The sequence below is a fragment of the Vibrio sp. SNU_ST1 genome (genome assembly GCF_030563405.1).
Taxonomy (GTDB): Bacteria; Pseudomonadota; Gammaproteobacteria; order Enterobacterales; family Vibrionaceae; genus Vibrio.
In genome coordinates this window covers 2,210,237-2,226,537 of sequence record NZ_CP130748.1, presented here as the reverse complement: position 1 = coordinate 2,226,537, position 16,301 = coordinate 2,210,237, and the positions used below count along the sequence as shown (strand labels likewise).

Here is a 16,301-nt window from a genome sequence, read left to right as displayed (position 1 = left end):
ATGTTCCTAGTTCATAAATACCAATCACAGTAAGTAAGTGTTCAAAAATAGCGCAGGGAAAAAGCTTGAGAGCAAGGCAGATTTTTCGATAAGTAGTTATTCTACAATCAAAAAATCTAACGAGGTTATCGAGTTTTTTAACAAGCTAGGGTGACCAGTTAATTACTACGATTGGTATGGTACCACGGATCGGTAGAAGGAGAGGGCTATGGTATTTTCAACGTTTCAGTTCTTGATAACCACATTATTAGCGGTTGTCTGCGCGAGAGCAATCAGTTTAAGTGAGGGAGATATCCCAGTACTTGCAATGGTCATTCCTGCTTTATGGATTTTGCCGCAAGGAGGCATCGCAGGATTAGCTTTGCTTGTCTCCATGACCACTTATGGATTAACGCTACCGCTACAACCCATCACGCTCTCAGTCAGTGTATGGGTATTATTCCCACTATTGATGGTGGTCTTTTCAAAACGCAGCAGTTTGTCGGTCGTGATTATTTCTGGCTTGATCGTCGCAACGCTACAAGTCGGGATTATGGTCACGCAATCAGCAGGTAAGCTTGAAGGCGTTCCTTGGGTTACCACACTACAAACCTTGTCAATCATCGTGATTTGGTGGGCAGCAAATCATCTTAAGCCAGCTAGCCGACACAGCTGGTGGTCATTAGGTTTGATACTTCCATTATGGATAGCCGATTTACCTTATGCCGCTTTGGTTGCTTTGTGTGTTACAGGTATTATGGCATCGATGGAAACACTGACGCGCTTGAAAACTTTCCGTTGGAATAAACTGTTGTGTTGGACATTGCCAACAGTCGGTTTTGCGGCTTTGGTGATCACCCCAAGTATCGAAGTGCCTAGTCCCGTTTTTGTGGTGTGGTTATGTTTGTTGGGCACCGCTTGGATGACAGACTATATCCTTCGCACCGAAGATAATGAAGACATCGATATTTAGCTCTTCTGTAACCAAACCTTCCACCTGCAGGTAAATGGCGAATTTACCTGCGATTTGCGAATGGGTTGAATAAAGGATAAGCACTTAGAACGCAATTATTCAAAAATAGGGTCGAAGGGCTTGCAATGGTTGCTGCGATGCTTAATAATCCAATCACTCTTTGAGGCAAGCCTCTTAGAAAAAGAATCTATGGAGGCTCTGGTCCTCCCGCAACACTAACTTGTGAACTCGGTCAGGCCTGGAAGGGAGCAGCCGCAGCAGGCGACGTGTGTGCCGGGATGTGGCTGGGGCTTCCACCCATTAAAAAAGCCGCTCTTAATGAGCGGCTTTTTGCTATCTGCAGTTTCCCTTTTTCTTGTTCAAGAACGTTTCATCTTTCTCAATTCGCAGGTAGCACTACAGCAGATGCTTCTTCGTCTGAATCTTCTTTGTCTTCTACTTGGTCAGCAACCCAATCAATAGTCTTTGTTAGATAAAGCTTGTTGGTTTCGGTATCACACCAACGCTTTGATAATCCTCTTCGATTAAACTCACTACCAATTGCAGCCTGTGTTTGGTTGCTTGGTCTTCCGTAATACAAGGTGTCACACAGTTGCAGGTTCGACATCGATTGTGGGTATGAATTAGCTGATGAGGAGTTCATGCTTAGTGCTTTCGATTGGTTGTGAGTACAGCCAGTGAGGCTTAAGAAAAAGAACAATGCTAAGGTTTTCTTCATCATATTTCTGAACGGTTGCTAATGGTTGGCGCGAATTATGGACATGATTAAGCCACTGATTTGTCAATTCTTCGCTAACTGCTTATAGATTCAGATCTTGCTCTCAGTTAAAAGGTGTTATTGAGCAGTTTAACTCCTCGACCCAAAAACAGTATTAACAAACAAATGCGCAATTTTGTACAAAAGCTGAAAGAGCCTATAGAGTAGACTGATAAGTCGCTCGATAATTAACAGGCTTGGGGATGGTTATAGAGAACAAGAAACGCTCTAAAGAAAAGGCCGAATATAAGGTAACGGAAGAGCTCGGTGGCCTTGAAATCCTTAATGCTAAATACGAAAAGCAGAACTTCTCGCGCCACAGCCATGAGGGCTATACGCTTGGGGTTATCGAGCAGGGCGCTCAGCGTTTTTATCGAACGGGCGGGCATCATATTGCACCACAAAATGCGATTATTCTGGTCAATGCCGATGAAGTTCATAGCGGCCACTCTGCCACTGAAGGCGGTTGGGCGTATCGAGCCATGTACCCACTCCCAGAGCAACTTGCCAAGATCACTCAAGAGCTAAACCTACCGAACTACGGTGCGCCTTACTTCCCAAGAGCGGTTGTTGAAGACCCTGAACTCGCCAATCAATTGAGATTGGTCTTCAACACGATTGATGAATCCGACAATCGCTTGTTAAGAGAAACATTGATGTACGGGATGTTGGTTAAGCTGATTAGCCGACACGGAAAGTCGCCACTTACCCCTCAACTTGATGGAAAAACTCAGCGCCAGCTTGTGTTGGTGAAAGAGTTCTTAGATGACTTTCCACAAGCCGATGTGTCCTTAGAGGCTCTGTCTAAACTGGCGGCTTTGAGCCCGTTTCATTTGGTACGTTCTTTTCAAAAAGAGTTTGGTCTTCCGCCGCATGCGTATCAGATCCAATCTAGATTGAGGTTATCGCGTAAGTTATTGAAACAAGGACATACGATTTCAGATACCGCGCAAGAGTGTGGCTTTCATGATCAAAGCCATTTTCATCGACATTTCAAAAAGGCCAATGGTTACACGCCGGGGCAATACATCAAAATGCTCTAAACTTGCGTGGTTAAGACATGGCTAACTTGTGTTAAGTGCGGTTAAGTGTGGCGAACAGAGGGTCATGAAATCGAGCAAGTTTGTACAATCGAACCGACTTAACTCTTCTTACATTGAATCGCCAATGTGAAGAGAGAAAAGAATGATATGGATAGTGAAAAAATGGATAGACGAACACAGTTATGGAAAGGTGTTTTGGCTGCGATGCCCTTGAGTATTGCGGTAATACCGTGGGGTATATTAGCTGGATCATATGCGATAGATGCCGGATTGAATCAACTTCAAGCGCAAGCTATGTCGGCTATTTTATTTGCGGGCTCGGCGCAACTTGTCGCCGCAGGGATGTTCAAATCGGGTATTGGGTTAGGGACTATGTTGTTGACCACGTTCTTTATTACTTCAAGACACTTTTTATACAGCGTATCGATGCGTGACAAAATCAGCCACCTTTCTGCTCGTTGGCGTTTATTGCTTGGCTTTTGGCTGACGGATGAACTGTTCGCGATTTGTAGTGGCCAATCTCAGCAAGAGTTTAACCGTTGGTACGCAGCGGGTGTAGGCGGCGGTTTTTACCTCGTTTGGAATATCGCGAGCTTTGTTGGCATTGTTGCAGGTAGTCAAATCCCATCACTAAACGAGATTGGGCTCGACTTCGCGGTTGCAGCGACCTTTATCGCTTTGGTGTTTCCATTAATTAGTACTTTGCCTGTCGTGGTGTGTGTTGTCGTTTCACTGGTCACTTCGGTTGCCATGTCGGTCAACAATATTGAGGGGGGGCTAATGATTGCAGCGATTGCCGGTATGTTAGCGGGCTTTTTCAGCGAATCGTTTCAAGATCGAAATAACGGCAACAAGCCAATCGTGGAAGGGAAATAGAGATGATTTGGTTAACGATATTACTTATGACAGCGATTGTGTTCTTTAGCCGGTATCTGTTTCTTGAGCCTGCTATCCCGTTACGACTCAATCAAACCGCAAGGCGCCTATTACGCTATTCAAGCCCAGCAGTGCTGACTGCAATTTGGGGGCCAATTGTATTTGCTCCTGAACAAACATTTTGGCCAAGCTTTGAAAACCCTTACTTGATAGGCGCACTGGTGACAGGTTTTCTGATTTGGAAAACAGGTAATGTGCTGCTAACGATCGGCGTCAGTATGGGGGTGTTTTTGTTCTATAACCTTGTTGTGGTTGATTACCTTTTTAACTGATTGATCTTGCAACGTATAGCGTGGTGGCATCTAATGTACTGATTCACTGTTTGTGTGTTTAGGTAAGGAGTTAGTTTGGCTAAGAAGTATTATGTGGTTTGGAAAGGTCGCACACCGGGTATTTTTACTACTTGGAATGAGTGTAAGTCGCAAGTTGATGGTTTTGCTGGTGCGAGATACAAATCGTTTCCAACACTAGGCGAGGCCGAGTCTGCTTTTGGTGGTAAATCATCGTTTGCGTCAGGCTCTTCGGCTACAAAGCCAAGCTCTGCGGGTAAAGTGACAAAAGCAAAGGCTCCGCCTCTTTCGGAGCAACAAATCACTGATATGCCTTTTGATATAAAGATCTTTACCGATGGTGCATGTGAGCCAAACCCTGGTGAAGCAGGGACGGGTTTAGCGGTCTACCAAAACAACCAGTTAACAGAATTGTGGTATGGCTTGTATCAGCCTGTTGGTACCAATAATACCGCCGAGTTACATGGGCTTAAACAAGCGTTTATTCTCGCGAAAGAAAAGCTAAACGCGGGTCTGTCTGTTGCAATTTATTGTGATTCTAAGTACTCGATAGATTGCATTACTAAGTGGGCAACAGGTTGGGAGAAAAAGGGTTGGACCAAGTCGGGTGGCGAGATCAAGAACCTCGATATAATTAAACCTGCGTATGCACTCTACCAAGAATTGGCATCAAAAATTACCATCCACCATGTGAACGGTCACGTAGGTATTGAAGGCAATGAATTGGCCGATAGAATGTCGATTGTGGCTATTTCATCGAAAGAGCAAGAGCTAGCTCAATATCGTGATATTGAAGATATCGAATCTATTTTAGCACTGAGATCAGGCTAAACCGAAAACCTATCGGTGACCTTGATATTCATCGGTAGGTGTTTCGCTCATTTCTTTGTTTTTACGCCTATTTCTAGGTTGGGTTTTCAATCCATTGTGACAACTGCTGGGCTTGTTTGAATGAATTAAAACTGTCTTTCACTCTCTGACGAGCCTTTAATCCCATCGACGCTTTATCGTCACTGCTAAGTTGGGCAAAATGCTCAATGGCTTCTCTTAATTCCTCAACGTTTTTTTCGCTAACCATAAAACCTGTCTCTGGTGAGACAATCTCTTTGCATCCCATGATGTTGGTCGTAATGACAGGTGTGCCAACGGCCATCGCTTCTTTTAAAACAAGTGGTCCCGTATCCACACATCCGGTTTCGGAGAAGCAAAATGGCGCGATTAGGCAGTCATAGTTCGGCAACTTATCTTGGACCCATTCATGAGGTTTGGCGCCAAGAAAGGTCACGTTTTGAGTGAGCCCTTGCTCGTTTACTTGTAATTTCAATTGTTGTTCTAAATTGCCAGTGCCGATGATATCAAGATGAATGTCGAGCGGTTCGGCAATCGGTGCTAATGCTTCAATAAGATGGTGGATACCTTTTTGTTCAACTAATCGACCAAGAAAAACAAAGCGAAGTTGTTTCATTTCAGTTTTTGGAGTTAGTTGAAATTGTTTGGTATTCACCCCGCAATGCAGGAGCTTAATGTTTCCCTTAGCCATGTTATTGAAGTCAGAGAGCATGTCTTTACATACTGCAACGACAAAGTCACTCGATGAAATCTTATGTTCAATATCATAAGCGAACTCGTAAACATCATGACCGTGAGCAACGAACGAACAGGTGATATTCAGCAGTTTTGCCGCGACGATGGCGTGAGCTGTGGTGTGCTGACAGAAATGCGCATGAACGTGTTCGACGTCGTTTTCCGCGAGTTGCAGCGCTAATTTGTACCCATAAGCGAATAATGACTTTTTGGGCATGCTGGTTTGTTTGGAAATAAAGGTTACGGCTTTGATAAAGCCGAGCCAATTGATGTTTATGATTTCACCAACACGAACATTTCTACCAATTTCTATAACGTCGTAGTCAAATGACTTTTCGCTCTCTTCTATCCCAAACGTCATCACACAAACATCGTGTCCACAAGCTACCAAAGAGTCGACTTCTGTTTGAATGAAGGTTTCACTGAGTACAGGGTAAGTTGGCGCCACAAATGCTACTTTCTTCATTCTTTGCTCCTCAAATCCATGAGATTAAAGCTATCAAGCCAAGGTAATAACCAATAAAGCAAGATGCGAACCAAGATCAGATGGTGCTTTGGGGGGCGTTTTCGATTGCTTTCCTATGGTTATCCCATTGGATGCGAACCGTTTTTCAAATTGATAATCAAATTGGAATTGCGGACTCTATGGCTGACGGTGTTTTATTGTCATTTTGGGAATGTCTGCGTAGGTGACTGATATGAAGGTAATTTAGTAGCAAGGAGCTCTCGGCATAGAACGTGCAAAGTTAGCTTATAACGTAGAAATCAGAGGGCGTCATTATGGCTAAAGTGAGTATTATCATTCCAACCTACAACTGTTTGGATTATCTGCCGAAGGCAATTGGTAGCGTGCTTAAGCAGACTCATCAAGATGTTGAGCTCATTATTATTGACGACAACAGTAATGATGGAACGTCGACGTATCTCGCATCGATAGACGATGAACGCATTGTTACTATATCCACTTTGGGGGTGGGAGCACCTCAAGCGAGAAATCTTGGGATAGAAAATGCGACGGGTGAATACATTGCTTTTTTAGATGCTGATGATTTTTGGTTTCCCGAAAAACTCGAACGTCAGGTCGAATTTCATCAACGATACCCAGACCTTGCGATGAGCTTTACGAACTACGAACACCTTACTGAAGACTATCAAGTGATAGTTGATTGCTTTAGTTATTGGTCACAGTTTCAAGACCAAGATGAACCGTTCATCAATATCGAAAACCCTTTAGAGTTTATTATTGAAAACAATGTTATTGGAACATCGACGGTAATGGTGAAAGCCGATGTGTTTTCTCAAACAGACAGTTTTAATCCTGATATCAAATATGCAGAAGATTGGGAGTTGTGGCTTCGAATGAGTGAAAAGCATCAAGTTGGTGCGTTGAACTCGGTGCAAGTTGGCTACTTGATGAGAGCGAGTTCCGTTACCCAAACGGAAAGTCTCAAGCTGAGGAATTTGCAATCTATAGAGACCATTCTTCAACGTTACCAAAATGACCGTCAACGATGGAATCTACCTACTTCGAGTTTCAACATCGCAAAGGCGAGAATCCTGGAAGGTTATGCTGACTATTATCGAGGCTTACAAAAAAACCGACAGGCCATCTCATACAGTATCCGCTCGTTGATTTTGGCTCCGCAAAAACGAACGCTACGGCATCTTCTCGGGGACTGTAAGAGTTTCCTAATGCCTGCATTGTAAAGAATAGGTGTCTCCTATGGGTTCACTAAAACAGTCCGCCTATTACGCCATCGGCATTGTGATGATGAAAGGGATCTCTCTCGTGATGATCCCCTATATCACCCACAAAATGACGCTGGCAGAATACGGTTCTTTAGAAGCCATCGTCTTGTTGGCCGATATCGGTACAATTCTATTTAGTTTCGGTATCGTTGAGGCAATGTACCGATATGTCGGCGTTGCTGAGGGCGAAGAAAAGAGGAAGCTGGTCTCAAACTGTTTCACATTGAGTGTCTTAGTATGTGTGTTAGGGGGGAGCTTAATTGCACTTAGCATGCCGCTACTGTTATTGATGCTGCCCGTAGAGTTCCAACCCTATCAAATCCTACTTCTGTTGATACCGACCATGCTCGATGGTGCGATTTCTATCCCGTTAACATTGATGCGAATGAATGCGATGGCTAAACGTTTTTGCATGCTCAATGTATTGAAGGCGATTGTGCAAGCTGCAATGACGTTTGTGCTGCTGGAAGCGGGTTATGGCATCGATGGTGTACTAATATCTTCTGCTGTTTCAAGTGTGTTGCTGATGCTGTGTTTGCTGCGTTATCAATGGCAGGAGATGGGCTCATTTGGCAGCCTCAAGTACTCCGCTAAGATCCTCAAATTTGGATTGCCCACTTTAGTTGGTGGAGCTTCGATATATATGATTACAGGGTTAGATCGCTGGGTAATGGCAAGCTTCGTTGGCGTAGAGGAGCTAGCGATTTATGCGGTCAGTGGCAAATTTGCGTTGTTACTGGGTTTACTGATTCAACCTTATGCGCTTTGGTGGTTTCCAAACCGTGTTGCCATGCTGCAACAGCCTGGCGGTAGTAAAGTATGTGCGGACAGAGCGCTCGTCGGCGTAAATCTAGCGATTGTTTTGGGATGTTTGATGATCCTCACTGTGCCTGGACTTATTGCTTTGATTCTACCAAGCAGTTACCAGTATGCGGGTACTATTGTCGTCGCTCTGTTGGCTATTGGTGTTATTAAGAGTGCAGGGGATTACCTGAATCTTGGTTGTTATAGCGGTGACTCAAGCCAATCGCAAATGTGGATACAAGGTGGTTGTGCGACTTTAGCTGCTATCGGTTATTTTGTTGTAACGCCTATCTATGGAGTGTGGGGCGTGGTGGCGGTGCTTTGTGGTACTTACACCGTGAGGCTGTCACTGCTTTATATCGTGAGCCAAAAGATGGAATATTTACCTTATGAACACCGTAAATGGATGGTCGCGGTGAGTATCGGTCTACTTGCGTTTATCAGTGACAGGCTTCTTGGTTGGGTGCTGGTTGACGTGCATGATTTTGTTTTAGGAAGCTTTGTTGCAATCGTCACGCTAGTCGCTTTTGTCCGCTACTCTGTCCTCCCTGTTCCGCAGGTATTACTTGATAAACTTATGCTAGGTAAGCATTCCCACGTAAATTGAACTGACTGCATCCAGAGCACTGGTATTCTGATAAGCGTCTAGGGGAATATGAATTAATGACAATGAAACACTGTTCATAATTGTTCTAATTAGATAGTATTTATAAATCTAGTGAATGCTAACAATGGAAAGATATATGAATAAGTGGATGCTGCTCCTTTCTCTGTTTTCAGCTGCCTCATACAGCGCCTCTAATTTTTTAGCCGAGGGTGTTGATACTCCCGACTTCAATGCACCGGATTTCAAGCCGCCTGAGGTTTCTCGACAGGAACAAAACAATATCGTTTGTGAAAGCGTCGTTTGTAATTCAATCTCGCGATCGCAGCCCGTTCCTGAAGTGGGCGAGGTACCTGACCGAGAGCCAAATAAAACAATAGAAACGCTAGCAAGTGCCATTTACATTGTCGGTGAAATTGGCGTTGCCGATAACTTGTCCGAACCCGATTATGAGCATCATGTTGTCGAGTAATGATTAATTAAAATTGCGGCATGTGAAGCGGTTAAATACAGAGTTTTCTGCATTCGTTTATTGATTAAGTATTTACGAAGTTGCCTTGTGCAATCTGCTTAGTGCCTTCCGTTATCACGTTGCCTGCAGCTCTGGTCGCCAAAGACGCAAACTTACTGAATCGTGAAATTCGATGGGTAGGAAGGTTTCTCGCTTTTTTGCCGACATAAAGGTTCTCTCTGGGAATCAAGGTTCAGTACAAAGTTCTGTCAATCATTACACAACCTCGTGTTTTGTTGTGATAACTTGTCGCCTGAATCAGTAACTCGATTGAAAAGGACAAAGCATGAAGTTTATTTGGTTGAAAGTAGCCGTTACAGTATTGGTATTCGCTGCACTGTTCGGCATCGTTTATTACAAAGTCGCAAGTGGTATATCTTAATCAAGTACTATTTTGTGCAGTTGTTTCCGTTGCAACGTGATTTTCCGGTTAGCCAGAATGAGATCTTATATCTATTATTGGCAAACCTTAGGTAGCACCAGTCTGCGATTGGCTTGAATATAGCCCAACGCAAAGGAGCATACAGCCAACCTTTCCCTACTAAGTTCCACGCTTGGTATGTCACGTCTAAACCGAGTAGCAGTTTTCCGTTCTCATCCAGTGCATGCAAAATCGTATTGGCTGCCTCTGCATCTATTTGCGGGTAGTTTGAAAACGCCTCACTGTAGATATCGATGGTTTGGATCTTATTCTTGGTATCATGCTTGGCAAGCGCAGCCATCTCTTTCGCACACAATGGACATGTTCCATCATAAAATATCGTAAGTTGTGTCATCGTCTGTTCGCCTATCATCTCACTACCTGAACCTTCTGTTACCCATTAAGCCGTTACAAGCCAATTCAATCGCTTGTTATTCAATAATCTAGTATTGGCTACATTATTGCACCTTTTAAAGATCACTCGCGCCGTATCAAAGCTCTAAAGGTATCTGACTTAGACACTTTGTTCACCCTTCTAAGCCCTTGATCATTTGGTCAAATCTCTGGTTTATGGACAAAATGATAACAAAGCGTCCAATAAAGCTGAGCCTTCAATATACAAAAATCAACCAAATCAATTAGTTGAACTTGGCTTGGAATATGCTCTATCGAACTTACGAATTGCTAAAGGATTTCTCCAGTTTGGGCATGGCAGAAAACCCCAAGAGCATAAGTATGGATAAATGGAGAGAGAACATGAAGGTTATAAATTATTTACTTAGTGTACTTTTGTTGTTTAGTAGCCCTCAGTTGGCGTGGGCTACTATTGATGTGATGGAACTTGATGGTAATGCGACCAGTGATAATAGTGGTATTGATTGGGACGACGTCAATGATCCCAACAGCATGGTCGGGATTGCGGAATTTTTCCAAAAAGACCGTAACGGTATCGACCAAATCTTTTGGAAGGGTGGATCAAAAGATGATTCCGATATTACGGATTGGGCTTTCCGTACTGCGTCACCACAACCAAAAGATGACTTTACCAATGCGTATGCTGCTGCCTTTGAAAGCGAAGGTGACTTACTGATCTACTTTGGTGCAGACCGATATGCGAACAATGGTGATATGTACATTGGCTTCTGGTTCTTACAAGACCAGGTTGGATTGCCGGATGGGAAAACCAAAGGCGACTTTGTTGGGCAGCATATCAATGGAGACATCCTCGTGCTGATTTCATTCCCACAAGCGAGTGGCGGCAATCCGTATATAGAAGTGTTGCAGTGGGATTTAAATAATGGTGATGTCACGGATAATATGACGAGAATTTTCCAAACAGACGGTGACCCTAAATCGAATGATTTCGTGGGAGCAAGATGTGGCAGTGGTGCTGTCGGTGTCGATAAGATCTGTGCAATTTCAAATGATGACTCTATCGGAGCTATACCGCTACCGAATGTACAAGGTTGGGACTATCTAGCTAAAACAGGTGAAACTACGTCTATTCCGACGGAGAGCTTTGTGGAAGGTCGATTAAACTTGTCAGCGCTATTGAATGATGAGTTTGGTATCAGCGACATTCCTTGTTTCAGTAGCTTCTTAGTGGAGTCACGAGCTTCACGTTCGATTGATGCATCTTTGGCTGACTTCGTTGTCGGTTCATTCAGTTTATGTAGCATCAGTATAGCGGCGACTTGTAACACAACCAGCTTTACGGTTGATGGCATGTTTAACATCGATTACACCGTGACGGTCACCAACACCGGTCCTGGTTCGTTAGGCACCAATGGTGATTACGAAGTGGCCTTTTTATCGGAGTCACCAATCTTAGGTGCGCTTCCAGTGGTGGGTAATGGCGATGAAGTGTGGAGTGTCGGTGAGTCATTCTCATTCATGGGTAATTACTTGTCTGTAAATAATGGTGCCGTCGGCGTGATAGATGGTTCAGTGGATCTTGATGGGCTTATCGTGAATGCTCAAGCTCCCGTGGCTTACAATTGTCCGCCAATAGATTTGAGCCCGATGGTTGAGATTTCTAAGGTATGTAATAGCTTCTTAGAGGTTGATAGCGGTCAAGTTGTGCTTAAGAAAACCTATGATGTTGAAATATGTAATACCGGTGATATTCCATTGGCCATTGAATCGCTGATGGACTCTAAGGATGATTCTTTGAGCCGTTCTGACTTACCTACTGAAGTAGTCAACAGCAGTTACTACCTAGACTTTGCTTTACCTTGCGATGATCTTGAGGATGTGACCACATGTGGTGCTGGCAATATGTGTAGTGCATTAAGTGCCGACCCTGAGCTGTTTGCTTGTAAAACGGGTGAAGGAGAGTGGATACCGAACTTTGGTGATGCGATTGGTCAAGTGTGTACACAAGTAAGCAAAACCTATGCGCCAAATGTGTTACCAACTGGAGTAGACGGAATGCTATCTAATCAAGTGACAGCAACGTTTGACTCGTTGTTCTTGCAAGAGGCATTTATGGAAACATCGAACATTGCAACCTGTGATGTTTGTCCATTTACTGTACCTGAGCCATAAGCACTTTCATTAATTGAGTACAACTAAACTCAAAAGCAGCCTAGTTCGTTAGGCTGCTTTTTAATTAACTAGGATACTTAAATTACTATCTGATGTTTTTTGATCAGCTTGTATAAGGTTGTCCGAGAAATAGACAACGCTTTGGCAGATTGGGAAATATTATAGTGGTGTTGCTGAATCACTCGACGAACATTTTTTGAAGAAAGTCGAGTATCATTTTCTGCGTCGGGCGACGCGTCTTTCAATTGAATCCCCATATGACGAGTAGAGAGGGCGCTTGAATTAGAAAGAACAATCGCCCTTTTTATGCAGTTGAATAACTCTCTAACATTGCCCGGCCAATGGTACTGTTTCATTTGCTCAAGGGTGTCACTAGGCAGTTTTGTTTTGGATGCGTAATTGTGCTTCAGTTCAAATCGAACCAAATCTTCAATGTCTTCCTTGTGATCATTGAGTGGTACTAGGTCTAATGGAAGTACATTGATCCGATGAAAGAGGTCCTTTCGAAATTTACCCGCCGCAACGGCTTGCTCTATGTTGACGTTGGTGGCGAAAATTACACGGCAATCTACGGGTAATTGGTTGTTACTGCCCAATCGCTCTATCAAGTTATTTTCTAGAAAATGGAGTAAGTAGGTTTGTAGTGACAGTTCAAGATCGCCGATCTCATCTAAAAATAGTGTGCCACCATTCGCTCTTTCGACATGTCCTACGTAGCGTTTGGTTGCGCCCGTGAACGAGCCTTTTTCAAAACCAAATAACTCTGAGTGAATCAAGGATTCGGGAATTGCGCCACAATTTACAGCGATGAAAGGTTTTTGACTGCGGGCTGAGGCCTCATGTATTAAACGCGCACATAGGCTTTTTCCGGTTCCAGTTTCTCCTTGAATCAGTACTGGAAAATCGTTGTTAGCGATCTTAGCTATCTTCTTTTTAAGTTGCTGAATGGTTCTGGATTGCCCCACCAATTGATATTGATGGCACGAGACAGGCTTAGGTTTGTTTTGTTTGGTGTCTACCATGCCATATGCATGCCCTAAGTTTCGACAAAGCCATTCTGTATCAATAGGTAGATGGTAATAGTCCCAAAAGGTTTGCTTAATGAGCGATAAGTTGCGGCTTGGTGGTTGGTTGCAGATAGCGATTGCTTTTAAATTTGGATAGTGAGCCTTCAGCGTTGATATTTGCTCACATTGCTTGTCGATTGAGGATGATGTTAGACAAGACATCAAAATTGGTGTGTAGCTTTCGCTGCGTGTATCGAGTAAGTGAATGGCCTGTTCGGTCGTTTCTGCAACTTGAGCTTCCCAGTTATGGAGACGCAGTTCTCCTGCCCACTGACTATGGTGCAGGCATGCGGTGTTGCATAACAAAATCACAGAACGAGTTATTGGCTCAGGTGATACTCTTTTTGATGGCATTGTGCTCACTCTTCATGTTTCGACTCCATGATGAAACCTTCAGTAAGCCCCCTAAATATCCCATAAGCTTAGAAGCAAAATTCAATTAATTCGAGTACACCAATCTGATGGCGTTTGGCTGACAAGTGTCATTCTCTCAAGCGGGAAAGCCAATCTGGTGCTTTACTTACTGATATTTATGCTTATTAATAAAAGTATTCACGAATATCGTGTTTTTACTGTTTTGTTTATTGATGATCACACAGTAAACGCCGCGCTAACCACTAACGATAAAGAGCTGATATTGATGATAATTAACGTAGCAAAAAAGTTTATTTTAGCAGCTTCTGCACTGGTTCTAGGTGGTTGTGTTAGTTACAGCGTTACTGAGCAAGAAATGACGAACTACCTTCAAGATTCAGTGATGTTAGAGCAGGAAGTGGGTGTACAAAACGTTATGTATGCGCAAGTGGCTGTTGATGACTTAGCGGTGAAAATTGGCCGAGCTGATACCGGGCGCGTGTCTGTTTTAGCGAACACCAATGCAAAAGTTCAGGTGTTCAATATGCCGAATATGGGATTGGATCTTGATATCGAGTTTAGTGCGATTCCGGAATACGACAAAGAGAGTGGCGAGATTTATTTGAAATCACTGCGTTTAGAGCGCTTTGACGAAAAAGATAAACAGCTTTCGCCAGAGATTGCGAAACTACTTAAGCCTGCCGTTTCTATGATTGGTTTTGCGTTGTCTCAGTCGCCAGTTTACAAACTCGACGGCAATAAGGTTCAAGAGTCATTGATTAAGTCTTCGGAACCTAACCTTGTGATTAAAGACAACAAGCTGGTCATCGAGTTATTCGATTAACCTTTAACGTTTAGCTTAGACTAAGATTTAAAACACAATGGCTGCCAGTTTGGGGGCCATTTTTGTTTGTGTTGAATAAGCAATGCTTCTGTTTTTTTGCTGTCTATTAAGCTTGTTTTCTCAGGCCTATTTATTGAATTCGCTGCGCATCTCACCTTTACTCTACTCTTGTGAGCAAGTCATCGCTTCAGTCATCAAATCATAAGAAAGAAAAGGTGAACGAACTATGAAGAGTCCAGTGATAGCGGATACCAAGCCAATCAAAGTGGAGCTAACCGAAGGGGAGGAGTATTACTTCTGTACCTGTGGGAAATCGAAAAACCAACCGTTTTGTGATGGTTCTCATGCCGGAACGGGCTTTAAGCCAAAGAGTTTCGTGGCCGAGGAAAACGGCGACGCCTATCTGTGTCGCTGTAAGTATTCGAACAATCTTCCTTTTTGTGATGGTACCCATAAACAGTTTACGGCTGAGCAAGTGGGCAAAGAAGGCCCCGATGTTCATATCCAAGCGGCAACGCCAGATCTCTCGCCAGCGGCTTCTGCAACCAAAGAAGAACCCACGGTTGAGTTCATTCATCAATTAGCACGAGATGGCTTATCTAAGGTTGGGCATCATGGGCCAATGACCTCAATGGGTGTACCAAGATATCTACTGCCTCACTGGGATGATATTCAAGTGATGGTTGCACAAATGGCGACTAAGCCTTTGTTGGAAAATGTGCCCGTCGGTACTGAACTTGTTATTGGGCCGAAGGCGAAAAAGCCGCTCAAATTGAACATCTCCTTGTTTGTGTCTGATATGAGTTTTGGCTCTTTGTCTGAAGAAGCGAAAGTCTCGTTGGCGACAGGTGCCGAACTCGCAGGGACAGGGATCTGCTCTGGAGAGGGCGGTATGTTGCCCGAAGAGAAAGCTGCGAACTCTCGTTACTTTTATGAACTGGCCAGTGCTCAGTTTGGTTACGATGAATCTAAGCTAAAAAATGTCCAAGCCTTCCACTTTAAAGGTGGACAGGGGGCTAAAACCGGAACGGGCGGTCATCTACCGGGGGCGAAGAATATCGGAAAAATCGCTGAGGTGCGTGGCATTGAAGCGGGCACTGCTGCGATTTCTCCACCTACCTTTGTTGATCTAAAAACGGTCGAGGATTTCAAAAAGTTCGCCGACCGAGTTCGAGAAGTGACAGGCGGAATCCCAATTGGCTTCAAGTTAAGTGCCAATCATATTGAAGAGGATATTCAGTTCGCATTGGATGCCAGTGCCGATTACATCATTTTAGACGGTCGCGGAGGTGGTACAGGCGCTGCGCCTGAAATGTTCCGAGACCATATCAGTGTTCCCACCATTCCAGCGCTTGCTCGTGCCAGAGCTTATTTAGACAAGCAAGGTGTAAGTGACAGAGTCACCTTAATCATTACTGGCGGACTTCGTGTTCCGATGGACTTTGTGAAAGCGATGGCGCTTGGCGCAGATGGTGTCGCTATCTCGAACAGTGCCATGCAGTCGATAGGGTGTGTGGCGGCGAGAATGTGTAACACCAATAATTGCCCGGCGGGTATTGCGACTCAAAAGGCCGACTTACGCCAGCGTTTAAATGTCGAGAAGGCATCGAATCAGCTTAAAAACTTCTTCGAGGCGTCGACAGAATTAATGCAAGTGATGGCGAGAGCGTGTGGGCATGATCACTTGAATCAGTTTAATCCTCACGATTTGGCAACATGGAATCGCGAAATGGCCGAGTTATCGGGCGTTGTTTATTCTGGTGTCAGTCCTTTAAATCAATCTAAGTAATTAACACCTCACTAAAGCACACCCACTGAATTTTTGGGTGTGCTTATTT

15 protein-coding genes and 1 other RNA gene are annotated in these 16,301 nt (G+C 43.9%); 12 read left to right on the top strand and 4 right to left on the bottom strand.

The annotated features are described in order from the left end of the window. The first annotated feature begins 208 nt into the window (after positions 1-208). On the top strand, positions 209-952 hold the full coding sequence (locus Q5H80_RS09670; RefSeq protein ID WP_304564600.1) for a hypothetical protein: 744 nt from the start codon (positions 209-211) through the stop codon (positions 950-952). 196 nt (positions 953-1,148) lie between these two features. After that, an RNA gene (gene ffs / locus Q5H80_RS09665) (signal recognition particle sRNA small type) lies at positions 1,149-1,245 on the top strand. 86 nt (positions 1,246-1,331) lie between these two features. Here ffs and Q5H80_RS09660 read toward each other — a convergent pair. Beyond that, positions 1,332-1,670 carry a hypothetical protein gene (locus tag Q5H80_RS09660; RefSeq protein ID WP_304569405.1) on the bottom strand — a complete coding sequence of 113 codons (339 nt, stop codon included), beginning with the start codon at positions 1,668-1,670 and terminating at the stop codon, positions 1,332-1,334. A gap of 242 nt (positions 1,671-1,912) precedes the next feature. Between Q5H80_RS09660 and Q5H80_RS09655 the strand changes: the two genes are divergently transcribed. The 4 genes from Q5H80_RS09655 to Q5H80_RS09640 all read left to right on the top strand — a co-directional run bounded on the left by Q5H80_RS09655 (position 1,913) and on the right by Q5H80_RS09640 (position 4,809). Then, a complete protein-coding gene (locus Q5H80_RS09655; RefSeq protein ID WP_304564599.1) occupies positions 1,913-2,752 on the top strand; it encodes an AraC family transcriptional regulator in 840 nt (279 codons plus the stop codon). 147 nt (positions 2,753-2,899) lie between these two features. Further along, entirely contained in the window at positions 2,900-3,628 is a 729-nt protein-coding gene (locus tag Q5H80_RS09650) for an AzlC family ABC transporter permease (RefSeq protein WP_304564598.1), read from the top strand. A 2-nt stretch (positions 3,629-3,630) separates the two neighbouring features. Next, on the top strand, positions 3,631-3,960 hold the full coding sequence (locus Q5H80_RS09645; protein WP_304564597.1) for an AzlD domain-containing protein: 330 nt from the start codon (positions 3,631-3,633) through the stop codon (positions 3,958-3,960). A 75-nt stretch (positions 3,961-4,035) separates the two neighbouring features. Beyond that, positions 4,036-4,809 (top strand): ribonuclease H family protein, encoded by a 774-nt coding sequence (locus Q5H80_RS09640; protein ID WP_304564596.1) that lies wholly within the window; start codon positions 4,036-4,038, stop codon positions 4,807-4,809. Positions 4,810-4,882: 73 nt separating this feature from the next. Here the strand turns inward: Q5H80_RS09640 and Q5H80_RS09635 are convergent, their stop codons facing one another. Next, positions 4,883-6,028, bottom strand: coding sequence for a glycosyltransferase family 4 protein (locus tag Q5H80_RS09635; RefSeq protein ID WP_304564595.1), 1,146 nt, complete (start codon positions 6,026-6,028; stop codon positions 4,883-4,885). A gap of 314 nt (positions 6,029-6,342) precedes the next feature. On the opposite strand from Q5H80_RS09635, the gene Q5H80_RS09630 reads away from it, so the two are divergent. The 3 genes from Q5H80_RS09630 to Q5H80_RS09620 all read left to right on the top strand — a co-directional run bounded on the left by Q5H80_RS09630 (position 6,343) and on the right by Q5H80_RS09620 (position 9,191). Then, positions 6,343-7,269 carry a glycosyltransferase gene (locus Q5H80_RS09630; protein WP_304564594.1) on the top strand — a complete coding sequence of 309 codons (927 nt, stop codon included), beginning with the start codon at positions 6,343-6,345 and terminating at the stop codon, positions 7,267-7,269. Positions 7,270-7,285: 16 nt separating this feature from the next. Continuing rightward, positions 7,286-8,722 (top strand): lipopolysaccharide biosynthesis protein, encoded by a 1,437-nt coding sequence (locus Q5H80_RS09625; RefSeq protein WP_304564593.1) that lies wholly within the window; start codon positions 7,286-7,288, stop codon positions 8,720-8,722. A 115-nt stretch (positions 8,723-8,837) separates the two neighbouring features. Continuing rightward, on the top strand, positions 8,838-9,191 hold the full coding sequence (locus Q5H80_RS09620; RefSeq protein WP_304564592.1) for a hypothetical protein: 354 nt from the start codon (positions 8,838-8,840) through the stop codon (positions 9,189-9,191). 428 nt (positions 9,192-9,619) lie between these two features. Here the strand turns inward: Q5H80_RS09620 and Q5H80_RS09615 are convergent, their stop codons facing one another. Continuing rightward, positions 9,620-10,006, bottom strand: coding sequence for a thiol-disulfide oxidoreductase DCC family protein (locus Q5H80_RS09615; RefSeq protein WP_304564591.1), 387 nt, complete (start codon positions 10,004-10,006; stop codon positions 9,620-9,622). A gap of 401 nt (positions 10,007-10,407) precedes the next feature. Here Q5H80_RS09615 and Q5H80_RS09610 point away from each other — a divergent pair, with 401 nt between their 5' ends. Then, the gene (locus Q5H80_RS09610; RefSeq protein ID WP_304564590.1) at positions 10,408-12,198 is read left to right on the top strand and encodes a hypothetical protein; all 1,791 of its coding nucleotides are present in this window, start codon (positions 10,408-10,410) and stop codon (positions 12,196-12,198) included. A gap of 77 nt (positions 12,199-12,275) precedes the next feature. On the opposite strand, the gene Q5H80_RS09605 is transcribed toward Q5H80_RS09610, so the two are convergent. Beyond that, the gene (locus Q5H80_RS09605; protein ID WP_304564589.1) at positions 12,276-13,619 is read right to left on the bottom strand and encodes a sigma-54-dependent Fis family transcriptional regulator; all 1,344 of its coding nucleotides are present in this window, start codon (positions 13,617-13,619) and stop codon (positions 12,276-12,278) included. Positions 13,620-13,905: 286 nt separating this feature from the next. On the opposite strand from Q5H80_RS09605, the gene Q5H80_RS09600 reads away from it, so the two are divergent. Then, positions 13,906-14,463 carry a DUF1439 domain-containing protein gene (locus Q5H80_RS09600; RefSeq protein WP_304569404.1) on the top strand — a complete coding sequence of 186 codons (558 nt, stop codon included), beginning with the start codon at positions 13,906-13,908 and terminating at the stop codon, positions 14,461-14,463. A 226-nt stretch (positions 14,464-14,689) separates the two neighbouring features. After that, positions 14,690-16,252, top strand: a complete 1,563-nt coding sequence (locus Q5H80_RS09595; RefSeq protein ID WP_304564588.1) for a glutamate synthase-related protein — start codon at positions 14,690-14,692, stop codon at positions 16,250-16,252. The last annotated feature ends 49 nt before the right edge of the window (positions 16,253-16,301 follow it).